General features: G+C 70.8%; 10 protein-coding genes. 8 read left to right on the forward strand and 2 right to left on the reverse strand.

Features of this window, described 5'->3' with window-relative positions:
- Positions 1-168 precede the first annotated feature (168 nt).
- The 8 genes from B072_RS0133405 (at position 169) to B072_RS0133440 (ending at position 8963) form a co-directional block, all read left to right on the forward strand.
- Positions 169-1308, forward strand: coding sequence for an inositol-3-phosphate synthase (locus tag B072_RS0133405; protein WP_018534329.1), 1140 nt, complete (start codon positions 169-171; stop codon positions 1306-1308).
- Complete coding sequence (locus B072_RS0133410) at positions 1305-2363, forward strand: SCO3242 family prenyltransferase (RefSeq protein ID WP_018534330.1); 1059 nt, start codon at positions 1305-1307, stop codon at positions 2361-2363. The genes B072_RS0133405 and B072_RS0133410 overlap by 4 nt, the downstream gene beginning before the upstream one ends.
- The gene (locus tag B072_RS44720) at positions 2360-3466 is read left to right on the forward strand and encodes a sugar phosphate isomerase/epimerase family protein (protein ID WP_018534331.1); all 1107 of its coding nucleotides are present in this window, start codon (positions 2360-2362) and stop codon (positions 3464-3466) included. Before B072_RS0133410 ends, B072_RS44720 begins: the two co-directional genes overlap by 4 nt.
- Positions 3463-4230 (forward strand): EboA domain-containing protein, encoded by a 768-nt coding sequence (locus B072_RS0133420; RefSeq protein ID WP_199791119.1) that lies wholly within the window; start codon positions 3463-3465, stop codon positions 4228-4230. Before B072_RS44720 ends, B072_RS0133420 begins: the two co-directional genes overlap by 4 nt.
- Positions 4230-5081: a TatD family hydrolase gene (locus tag B072_RS0133425; protein WP_018534333.1), complete on the forward strand. Its 852-nt coding sequence runs from the start codon at positions 4230-4232 to the stop codon at positions 5079-5081. The genes B072_RS0133420 and B072_RS0133425 overlap by 1 nt, the downstream gene beginning before the upstream one ends.
- Before the next feature lie 3 nt (positions 5082-5084).
- On the forward strand, positions 5085-6257 hold the full coding sequence (gene eboE, locus B072_RS0133430; RefSeq protein WP_018534334.1) for a metabolite traffic protein EboE: 1173 nt from the start codon (positions 5085-5087) through the stop codon (positions 6255-6257).
- Positions 6254-7651: a nucleotide pyrophosphatase/phosphodiesterase family protein gene (locus B072_RS0133435; protein WP_018534335.1), complete on the forward strand. Its 1398-nt coding sequence runs from the start codon at positions 6254-6256 to the stop codon at positions 7649-7651. Before eboE ends, B072_RS0133435 begins: the two co-directional genes overlap by 4 nt.
- A gap of 154 nt (positions 7652-7805) precedes the next feature.
- Complete coding sequence (locus B072_RS0133440; RefSeq protein ID WP_018534336.1) at positions 7806-8963, forward strand: sugar phosphate isomerase/epimerase family protein; 1158 nt, start codon at positions 7806-7808, stop codon at positions 8961-8963.
- A gap of 83 nt (positions 8964-9046) precedes the next feature.
- On the opposite strand, the gene B072_RS0133445 is transcribed toward B072_RS0133440, so the two are convergent.
- Positions 9047-10432 (reverse strand): OFA family MFS transporter, encoded by a 1386-nt coding sequence (locus B072_RS0133445; protein ID WP_018534337.1) that lies wholly within the window; start codon positions 10430-10432, stop codon positions 9047-9049.
- A 1-nt stretch (position 10433) separates the two neighbouring features.
- Positions 10434-11819, reverse strand: coding sequence for an OFA family MFS transporter (locus tag B072_RS0133450; RefSeq protein WP_018534338.1), 1386 nt, complete (start codon positions 11817-11819; stop codon positions 10434-10436).
- Positions 11820-11882 lie beyond the last annotated feature (63 nt).

The following is an 11882-nucleotide window of genomic DNA, read 5'->3' on the forward strand; positions in this document are numbered from 1 at the left end:
CCTCGACCCGCACCCGCACCCGCGACCGGATCCGCCGCCATGGCCCCCGGGCCATCGAACGGCGGCGGGCGGAGGACGCCGGACCTCCGCCCGCCGTCCCACCCCACCCCGTCCGGCACCGCTCATTCCAGGCTCACCCCCGGTTCGTGTTCGACAAGGAGGCTGCCCATGTCCGCCGAACCGTCCCTCCCCACCACCTCGCCCCGCTTCGGTGTCTGGCTCATCGGCGCCCGCGGCTCCGTCGCCACGACCGCCGTCGCGGGCTGCGCCGCCGTCGCCGCGGGACTGCACCCGCCGACCGGCATGGTCACCGAGACCACCCCCTTCACCGACTCCGGTCTGCCAACGTTGTCGTCGCTCGTCTTCGGCGGCCACGACACCACCTCCTGTCCGCTGCCCAAACGCGCCGAACAACTGGCCGCGGGCGGTGTCCTGCCGCACGGCCTCCCCGCCGCGGTCCACGCCGAACTGGCCGCCGCCGACCGGGAGATCCGCCCCGGCGGCCCGCTGCCCGGCCGCGACGACACCCGCTCGCAGGACGAGCTGATCGACACCTTCGCCGCCGATATCCGCGCTTTCGTACGGGACCAGGGCCTCGCCGGCGCGGTCGTCGTGAACGTCGCCTCGACCGAACCCGTCCCCACCGACGGCGCCCTGCCGCCCAGCTCCCTCTACGCCGCGGCCGCTCTGTGCGCCGACTGCCCCTACGTCAACTTCACCCCCTCGTCAGGCCTGCACCATCCGTCCCTCGCGGAGCCGGCCGCGTCGGCCCGTGTCCCCTTCGCGGGCCGCGACGGCAAGACGGGGCAGACCCTCCTGCGCTCCGTGCTCGGCCCGATGTTCCTGCAGCGCGCCCTCGCCGTACGCGCCTGGTCCGGCACCAACCTCCTCGGCGGCGGCGACGGCGCCGCCCTCGCCGACCCGGCCGCGGCCGCCGCCAAGAACGCCGGCAAGGAACGCGTCCTCACCGACACCCTCGGCACCACCCCGCAGGGCGAGGTCCACATCGACGACGTCCCCGCCCTCGGTGACTGGAAGACCGCCTGGGACCACATCGCGTTCGACGGCTTCCTCGGCGCCCGCATGGTCCTCCAGACCACCTGGCAGGGCTGCGACTCCGCACTCGCCGCACCCCTGGTCCTGGACCTGGCCCGGCTGCTGCTGCGCGCCCGGGCCGTCGGACTGACCGGCCCGCGACCGGAGCTGGCCTTCTACTTCAAGGACCCGGACCCCGGGTCGTCCGCGGCCCTGGGCGAGCAGTACGCCACACTGGTGGACTTCGCGGCCCGCCTGCGAGGCGCAGTATGAGCAGCTCAGCCCTGCGCGCCTGGGCCGAACTCCTGCGCCTGCCGGCCCTGTTCACCGTCCCCGGCGACGCCCTGGCGGGAGCGGCGGCGGTCGGCACACCCCCTGGCCGCGGCACCTTCCTCGCCATCGGCTCCTCGCTCTGCCTGTACGAGGCGGGCATGGCCCTCAACGACTGGGCGGACCGTGCCGAGGACGCCGTCGACCGCCCCCATCGCCCCATCCCGTCGGGCCGCATCCGCCCCGCCGCGGCCCTGGCCGCGGCCGGAGCCTTCACCGCGGCCGGCGTGACCCTGGCCTTCCGCGCGGGCCGCACCCCCGGCCTGCTGGGCACCGCCCTCGCGGCGACGGTGTGGGCATACGACCTGGGCCTGAAGCACACCCCGGCGGGTCCGGCCGCCATGGGCGCGGCCCGCGGCCTCGACGTCCTCCTCGGCGCAGGCGCCGCCCACCACGACTCCGTGAAGTCGCACCGCGCGAGTGGACGTGCGCCCGCACCTGCGGCGTCGGCCTCGGCAGGACGAGCGGCGTCGAGCCCTGTCGGCGCGACCGGACAACCTGCCACGCCGTCCCGGCCCCGCCGCTCGACTTCCGCGGCCGCGCCGCCCTTGACCGGTGGTCGCGGCGCCGACGCTCCGCGGCCCCTGCGCGCCGCCGCGACCGCCGCTCTGGTCCTCGCCACCCACACCGTCGCCGTCACCACGGTGTCCCGCCACGAGACGACGGGTGGGAACGTTCTGGCGCCGGCGGCGGCGCTGGCCACCACAGCAGCCCTGACCACCGCTCTCCTCAGACCCCCGGTGGGCCGAGGCGCCGCAGCCCCCCTCGGCCTACCGGGTCCCACCGCATACGCCGTCACCACGGCCCGCCCCCTTCTCCACGCCACGCTCAACCCCTCCCCACCCCTCACCCAAAGCGCCGTGGGCGCCGGGATCCGCGCGATGATCCCCCTCCAGGCGGCACTGGCCGCCCGGGCCGGAGCTCCCCGAACAGCCCTCGTCACCGCGGCGCTCGCCCCGCTCGCCCGTCGCTTCGCGAAGCGGGTGAGTGTCACATGACCCCCCGTCTGACGCGCCCCGCCCCGCGCTGGGGCTACGGCACCAACGGCCTCACCGACCTTCGCCTCGACGACGCCCTCGCTCTCCTCTCCGACCTCGGCTACGACGGCGTCGGCCTCACCCTCGACCACATGCACCTCGACCCGCAGGCCCCGGACCTCGCGACCCGTACCCGCCAGGTCGCCCGCACCCTGCACCGGCACCGCCTCACCGCCACCGTCGAGACCGGCGCCCGCTATGTCCTCGACCCGCGCCGCAAACACGGCCCCTCCCTCCTCGACCCCGATCCGGACGCCCGCGCGGCCCGTGTCCGACTACTCGTCCGCGCGGTCCAGGTCGCCGCCGATCTCGGAGCGCACGCGGTGCACTGCTTCAGCGGCATCACCCCGGCCGGCACCCACCCGGACATCGCGTGGCAGCGCCTGGCGCATGAACTGGGCCCCGTGCTGGACGCGGCCACCGGCGCGGGCGTCCCGCTCGCCATAGAGCCGGAACCCGGCCATCTCCTCGCCACACTCGCCGACTTCCACCACCTGCGCCGCACCCTCGGCAGCCCCGAGGCTCTCGGCCTCACCCTGGACATAGGCCACTGCCAGTGCCTGGAGCCCGAGTCGCCCGCCGACTGCATCAGGGCGGCGGCCCCCTGGCTGCGCCATGTCCAGATCGAGGACATGCGTCGCGGCGTCCATGAGCACCTGCCGTTCGGCGACGGCGAGATCGACTTTCCCCCTGTCCTCGACGCCCTGTCCGCCACCGGCTATCAGGGCCTGACCGTCGTCGAACTGCCCCGCCACTCCCACGCCGGCCCTCAACTCGCCGCCGAATCGCTCCGGTTCCTCCGTGCAGCGGCACGCGCGGGCGCGCCAACCGTGGCCTGGTCGGGGGAGGAGGCGCAGACCCACCCGGGTGCCGGGACCGGCGCCGGACCTCGTGCGCAGGCCCCCGACAGCGCGGCGTCGAGCAGCCCACCGGGGACGACGGGTTCGAGCCCCGAACCCGCCGACCGGAACGAGCCCGGCCTCCACCCGAAGACGGCCGACCCGGCCAGGAGCGGGCTCCGGACAACGACGAGCGGCCGGATCGCGGGAGGAGGCACCTCATGACAAGCCCGAAGCACGCGGACAACCCAGAAGCGCCGACGAGTCCCAACACCCCGGACGGCACCGGTGCGTCGGTGACCTCTCCGCCCCCCGAAGCCACACCCTTGCCGAGCAGCCCGAGCAGCCCGAGCAGCCCGAGCAGCGCCTCGGACGCCCTCCGCGCCGAGCTCGACGCGTCCCTCCCCGGAAGCGCCCGTGCCTGGCTCGACCAGGCGCTGGCCGAAGCAGCCGCCGACAGCGGTGACGGTCGGGAAACCGAGCCGCCCGTATGGGAGTTGAGATTCGCCGAAGCCGGCCGCCGCACCGGGCACGACCACGCCGACGCCACCCGCGTGCTCCTGCTGCACACCGCCCGCGCCGGCACGGACACCCTCACGCGCCTGTACGCCCAGGGTTCGGCCGCCGAACGCCGCGCTGTCCTGCACGCCCTGCCCGCCCTCGTCCCCGGCCCCGAGGGACTGCCGCTGATCGAGGACGCGCTGCGGACGAACGACACCCGGCTCGTCGCCGCGGCCGTCGGCCTGTACGCCGCGGCACACCTGCCCGCCCACCAGTGGCGGCACGCCGTCCTGAAGTGCCTGTTCACCGGCGTCCCCGTCGCGGCCGTCGCCGAACTGCCGGAGCGCGCCCACGGCGACAGCGAACTCGCCCGCATGCTCGGCGACTTCGCGGCGGAGCGGACCTCCGCCGGCCGGCCCGTCCCCGACGACCTGCACCGCGTCCTGGCCCTGACGTCCCCCGCGTCCCCCACGGCGAAGGAGTCCTGATGCGCATCTTCGACCCCCACATCCACATGACGTCCCGCACCACCGACGACTACGAGGCCATGCACGCGGCCGGAGTCCGTGCCCTGGTGGAGCCCGCCTTCTGGCTGGGCCAGCCCCGTACCTCGCCCGCCTCCTTCTTCGACTACTTCGACGCCCTGCTCGGCTGGGAGCCCTTCCGCGCCGCCCAGTACGGCATCACCCATCACTGCACCATCGCCCTCAACCCCAAAGAGGCCAACGACCCCCGCTGCACCCCGGTCCTCGACGCCCTGCCGCGCTACCTCGTCAAGGACAACGTCGTCGCCGTCGGCGAGATCGGCTACGACTCGATGACCCCGGCCGAGGACACCGCCCTCGCCACCCAGCTCCAACTCGCCGCCGACCACGACCTCCCCGCGCTGGTGCACACCCCGCACCGCGACAAGCTCGCGGGCCTGCGCCGCACCCTCGACGTCGTCCGGGAATCCGCCCTGCCCGTCGACCGGGTCCTGATCGACCACCTGAACGAGACCACGGTCAAGGAGGCCAAGGACGCCGGCAGCTGGCTCGGCTTCTCCGTCTATCCCGACACCAAGATGGACGAGGACCGGATGGTCGAGATCCTGCGCACCTTCGGAACCGAGAAGGTCCTGGTCAACTCCGCGGCCGACTGGGGAAAGAGCGACCCCCTCAAGACCCGCAAGGTCGCCGAGGCGATGCTGAAGGCCGGCTTCGACGACGATGACGTCGACCTGGTCCTGTGGCGCAACCCCGTGGCCTTCTACTCGCTCAGCGGCCGCCTCCAACTCGACGCGCCACCGACGGATGCCGCGACCCACGAGGGCAACTCCATCCTGCGCGGCGGGGCGTGACCCATGCGCTTCCGCCACCCCGACGGATCCACCGTCCACCTCGCCTACTGCACGAACGTGCACCCCGCCGAGACCCTCGACGGCGTCCTCGCACAGCTCCGCGACCACTGCGAACCCGTCCGCAAACGACTCGGCCGTGATCGCCTGGGCATCGGCCTGTGGCTCGCCAAGGACGCCGCCCGCTCCCTGACCACCGACCCGGCCGCCCTGCGCGGACTGCGCACCGAACTCGAACGGCGCGGCCTCGAAGTCGTCACCCTCAACGGCTTCCCCTATGAAGGCTTCGGCGCCGAAGAGGTCAAGTACCGCGTCTACCAGCCCGACTGGGCCGACCCGGAACGCCTCTCCCACACCGGCGACCTGGCCCGCCTGCTCGCCGCGCTGCTCCCCGCGGACGTCACCGAGGGCACCATCTCCACGCTCCCGCTCGCCTGGCGCACGGCGTACGACACGGAGCGCGCCGAGACCGCCCGCACGGCGCTCGTCACCCTCGCCGAACGCCTCGACGCCCTCGAAGAGCTGACAGGGAAGTCGATCCGGATCGGCCTCGAACCCGAACCCGGCTGCGTCGTCGAGACCACCGCCGACGCCATCGCCCCGCTCACCGCCGTCGACCGGCCCGACCGGATCGGCCTCTGCCTCGACACCTGCCACCTCGCCACCTCCTTCGAAGACCCGCGGACCGCACTCGACGGCCTGGCCGCCGCGCACATCCCCGTCGTCAAATCGCAGCTCTCCGCCGCCCTGCATGCCGATAACCCCCGAACTCCCGCCGTACGCAGGGCACTTGCCGCCTTCGACGAACCCCGCTTCCTTCACCAGACCCGCACCGTCACCGGCGACGGCCTGCGCGGCACCGACGACCTCGGCCCCGCCCTGAACGGTGCCGCCCTGCCGGACGCCACCGCCTGGCGCGCCCACTTCCACGTCCCCCTGCACGCGGCCCCCGCCGCCCCGCTCACCTCCACCCTCGGCGTCCTCAAGGACACGCTGACCCGACTCGTCGGCGGCCCGCACCCGCGCACCCGCCACCTGGAGGTCGAGACCTACACCTGGCAGGCCCTGCCGCCGCAGCTGCGACCCCGCGCCCGCGCTCAGCTGGCCGACGGCATCGCCGCCGAACTCACGCTCGCCCGCGACCTGTTGACGGACCTCGGCCTGAAGGAACTGCCATGACGGACACGCCCCCGAAGCCGACACCCCTCCTCGTCCTGGACGTCGTCGGTCTCACCCCCCGCCTCCTCGACCACATGCCGCACCTCAAGTCACTCGGCCAGTCCGGTACCCGAGCGTCCCTCGGCACCGTGCTGCCCGCCGTCACCTGTGCCGCCCAGTCCACGTTCCTCACCGGCACCATGCCCTCCGAACACGGCATCGTCGGCAACGGCTGGTACTTCCGCGAACTCGGCGACGTCCTGCTGTGGCGCCAGCACAACGGCCTGGTCGCCGGCGACAAACTCTGGGACGCCGCCCGCCGCGCCCACCCCGGCTACACGGTCGCCAACATCTGCTGGTGGTACGCCATGGGCGCCGACACCGACATCACCATCACCCCCCGTCCGGTCTACTACGCCGACGGCCGCAAGGAACCCGACTGCTACACCCGGCCGCCGGCCCTGCACGACGAACTCACCGAGAAGTTCGGCACGTTCCCCCTCTTCCACTTCTGGGGCCCCGGCGCCGACCTCGTCTCCAGCCAGTGGATCATCGACGCCACCCGCCACGTCATCTCCACCCGGCACCCCGACCTGACCCTGTGCTACCTCCCGCACCTCGACTACGACCTGCAACGCTTCGGCCCGGACGACCCGCGCTCCCTGCGGGCCGCCGCCGAACTCGACGCGGCCCTCGCCCCTCTGCTCGACGACGCCAAGGCCGAGGGCCGCACCGTCGTCGCCCTGTCCGAGTACGGCATCACCCGCGTCGAGCGGGCCGTCGACATCAACCGGGCACTGCGCCGCGCCGGCCTGCTCGAAGTGCACACCCAGGACGGCATGGAGTACCTCGACCCGATGGCCTCGCGCGCCTTCGCCGTCGCCGACCACCAGATCGCCCACATCTACGTGCGCCGCCCTGAGGACCTCGACGTCACCCGTGCGGCCCTCGCCGACCTGCCCGGCATCGAGCAACTCCTCGACGACGAGGGCAAGAAGGCCCACCACCTCGACCACCCGCGCTCCGGCGAACTCGTCGCCGTCGCGGAACCGGACGCCTGGTTCACGTACTACTACTGGCTCGACGACGACCGTGCGCCCGACTTCGCGCAGCTCGTCGAGATCCACCGCAAACCCGGCTACGACCCGGTCGAACTGTTCATGGACCCTCGCGACCCCTACGTCAAGGTCAAGGCCGCGAGCGCGCTCGCCCGCAAGAAGCTCGGCCTGCGCTACCGCATGGCCGTCGTACCGCTCGACCCCTCACCTATTCGCGGCAGCCACGGCCGCCTTCCCTCAGACACCGACAGTGACGACGGACCCGTCCTCATCAGCTCCACCCCCCACGCGTTCCCCGATCGCGTCGCCGCGACCGCCGTGAAATCCCTGCTCCTCAAGCTGGCAGGGCTGGGCTGAGGCACACGCCACCCCAAGTCCCGCCCACAGAGAAGCAGTTACAGAGAGTGAAGCGCACGCCACCGACAACACGCCAGTGGCGTCCGACCCGCACGCCGGAGAACACCGGGCGACACCCCGACGAACCCCGCACGAGAACCGGAGAGAGGCACCCGTGACCGACTTCCACGACACCCCCGCCACCGACGACGCCCTCAGACAGCGCCTCGGCATCAACCGTCGCCGCTTCCTCAGCACCTGCACCGCTGTCGCCGCGGGCGCGGTCGCCGCACCCGTCCTCGGCGCCGCACCCGCCTTCGCCCAGCCGTCGCACGGGGACGGCGGCCACGGCCGGGGCCACGACCTCGTGCCGGCCGACAAGCGCGGCATCATCCTCTACACCGTCCGCGACGCGACCGGCCGTGACCCGCTCTCCACCGACCTGCCCTCCGGCTTCCGCGAGGTGTTCAAGGAGCTGGCCCGGTACGGCTACCGGCAGGTCGAGTTCGCGGGCTACGGCCAGCACGCGAACGCCCCGGGCGGCGCCAACCTCGAATCGGCGCAGGGCGCCAAACTGCTGCGCTCGTGGCTCGACGCGTACGGTCTGCGCGCCCAGGGCAACCACGGCTTCATCCCGTCGTCGTGGCCGCTCAGCCAGGCCGACCTCGACACGTTCAAGAAGCACCTGGAGATTGCCAACATCCTCGGCATGGACCACATGGGCACCGGTGGCGACCCCACCAACAGCTCGTACAAGGCGGACTGGGACGTCGCCGCCGACAAGTGGAACGCCCTGGGCGAGATCGCCCACCGCGCCGGGATCAAGCTCTACACCCACAACCACGACGCGGCGTACGGCTTCCTCCTCGACGGCGGCCCGCTGGACGCGCAGGGACGCCCGACGCGCAGCTCCGGCATCCGCAAGCTCGAGTACTTCCTCAAGGTCACCGACCCGAGGACGGTGTGGCTGGAGATGGACATCTTCTGGGCGCACGTGGCCCAGTACAAGTTCCACACGTACACCGCGCACGACGGCTCCCAGCGGGAGAAGGTCTTCGACCCGGCCGGCCTGGTCAGCGCCCACAACAAGCGCTACCCGCTGTTCCACGCCAAGGACGGCACCCGCAACGACACCAGCGGCCAGGGCTACGACATGGTCCCGTTCGGTGAGGGCGTCATCGACTACACCAGGTTCTTCGGCCGGGTCGGCGCGAAGAACTACCACAACCCCATGGTCGAGCAGGACAACGCGCCCAGTGACACGGACCTCGGCCAGTCCCTGAAGTACGCGAGGATCGGCTACGACAACCTGGCGGCGCTGCGCAAGAAGTGACCGTCCCGCCATACGCATGACGCGATCAGAGGGCCCGGCCGAAACGGCCGGGCCCTCTGATGTGTGGACGCGCAGCAGGTGGTTCAGGCGGTGGCCGTCACCTTCTCCGCCTCCTTGCGCCCCGGCTGCCGCAGGAGCAGCGCGAACGCGGCAGCGACGATCGATATAGCACCGGCCAGCGCGTACGCCCCGTTGTAGCCCCAGGCGGCGACCACCATCGAGCCGAGCCCGCCGCCGAACAGACCGCTGATCAGCTTTCCGCTGTACACGAGGCCGTAGTTGGTGGCGTTGTAGTTCTCCCCGAAGTAGTCCGGGGTCAGGGCCGCGAACATCGGGTAGAACGCGCCACCGCCGAAGCCCGACAGGAACGCGAAGACCAGGAACAGCCATTCGCTCTTGATGTTCCCGGCCCAGATCACGCCGAACTGCGCGAGACCCAGCACGACGATCACGAACACCAGGCTCGACTTGCGGCCCCAGATGTCCGAGAGCCAGCCGACGACGGCACGCCCGACGCCGTTGATGACCGTCATGACACCCATCGACGACGCGGCGACCAGGGGACCGAAGCCGACTTCCTTGGCGAAGTCCACCTGGAACGAGATCCCGAAGATCGACACACCGGCCGTGAGGACCAGGCTCACCCACATGATCGGCAGCATTCCGGTCCTGACGGCCTCCATCGGCGTGAACTGGCGTACCGCCGGCGGATTCTTGGCGAGCGACCTCGCACGCTTGCTGGAACCGGTCTTGTCGAGCGGGTCGACGTCGTGCGGCCACCAGTTCTTCGGCGGGTCCTTGAAGAAGAACGCGCAGACCAGCACGACCACCAGCACGTACGCGCCGATCATGTCGAGCACCCGGTGGTAATTGCCCGTGTCGAAGGCGTAGTTGAAGATGAAGATGAAGGGCAGCGACCCGTAGGCGAAACCACCGTTGACGAACCCGGTCTTTCCGCCCTTACGTTCCGGGAACCACTTGCCGACCATGTTGATGCACGTCGAATAGACGAGGCCTGAGCCCAATCCGCCGATGACGCCGAATCCCAGGATGGCCAGCCATACATTGTGCATGTGCGAGAGGGCGAGGAAGCCGATCATGCACATGAACGCGCCGAGCATGACCGCTCGCTTGGCGGGGAGAATGTTCTTCTCCCGCAGCCAGCCGGCCGGGAACGCGATACCTGCCTGGAAGAACACCCAGACGCTCAGGATCCAGAAGGTGTTCGACTGCGTCCAGCCATGGGCGGCGGACAGGGTGTCCTCCGCCGAGCCGTACGCGTACTCGGAGACGCTGATGGCCATCATCGCGACCCATGGCAGGTACACCATGAACTTACGGGAATGGCCGAGGATGTCGCGGTCGGTCTCGCCGATGCGATAGACCCGGCCGTTCTCGTCGGTGATTTCTCGGTACGTGGTGCCGGTGGACGGTGTCGAACTTCCTGCGGCGATGGGCTCCGCCGTCATATCAAGCCATCTCCTCACCGAGCGGTTGCGGGTTGGGTTGAATGCCACGGGACTTGGGCCTGCCCGGAGGGGACAGGAAGAGAGCGACGATGCCCGCGAAGAACGAGATGCAGCCGGCCAGGATGAAGGCGCCGTCCAGCCCCCAGGCGCCGACGACGAAGGAACCCATTCCCGCGCCGAGCCCGGAGACCAGCTTCGAGCTGTAGACCATCCCGTAGTTGGTCGCGTTGTTGTTCTCGCCGAAGTAGTCCGCGGTCATCGCCGCGAACATCGGGAAGATGGCACCGCCGCCGAAACCGGAGATCGCGGAGAAGATCAGGAACAGGGAAAGGATCTTCTGCTCGGCGGACCAGAGGATGCCGAACTGGGCCAGGCCGAGAATGACACAGACGGCGAGCAGGCACTGTTTGCGGCCGTAGAGATCGGAGAGCCAGCCGATCACGCCGCGCCCGGTGCCGTTGACGACCGCCTTGAGGGACATGGCGGTGGCCACGATGCCGCCGGCGAATCCCGCGTGCTCACCGATGTCCACCTGGAACGAGATGCCGAAGATGTTCACGCCCGAGGTGCAGGCGAGACAGAACCACATCAGCGCCACCCGGCCGGTCCGCCAGGCCTCCATGGGGCTGTACTGGTGCACCGCCGGCGGGTTCTTCTCCATTGCGCGACGCGCGCGCGGGTCGTCCGGCGGGTTGAGCGGGTCGACCTCCGCGGGCCACCAGTTCTTCGGCGGGTCCTTGAAGAAGTACCCGGCGACAGCCACCATGCCGGCCAGGAAGACGCCGACCGAGACCAGGATGACCGCGTAGTTGGACACGTCCATCACGGTCGTGAACAGGAAGACGAAGGGCACGGACCCGTAGGCGAAACCGCCGTTGACGAAGCCGGTCTTGCCGCCCTTGCGCTCCGGATACCACTTGCCGACCATGTTGACGCAGGTGGCGTACACCATGCCCGCGCCCATACCGCTGAACATGCCGAAGCCGATGAAGGCGAGCACAGGATGCGGGGCGAAGGCCAGCGAGAGGTAACCGCAGAGCGTTCCGAACGCTCCGATGACCATCGCCTGCCGGGCCGGCAGCTTGCCGCTCTCCCGCAGTCGTCCGGCCGGGAAGGCCACTGCCGCCTGGAAGAAGACCCAGGTGGTCAGCATCCAGTAGATGCTTCCCGAGGACCAGTGATGTGCGTCGTGCAGTGCGTCCTCGGCGGACGCGAACGCGTACTCCGCCGAGCTGATGCCCATCATGCCGACCCACGGAAGGATGACCATCCACTTCCGCTTGCGGCCCATGATGTCGATGTCGGACTCACCGACGCGATAGACGCGTCCGTTCTTGTCGGTCAGTTCCCGGTAGGGGACTGAACTCGGAAGATCCGTGGTGGTCATGACTGTCGTACCCCTTGCGTCGAAAGATCTGGGCAGCGCCCCCTGTCCAAATTGCTTTCGCGT

Origin of the sequence: Streptomyces sp. HmicA12 (assembly GCF_000373565.1) — a bacterium.
In the GTDB taxonomy this organism is placed as follows: Bacteria; Actinomycetota; Actinomycetes; order Streptomycetales; family Streptomycetaceae; genus Streptomyces.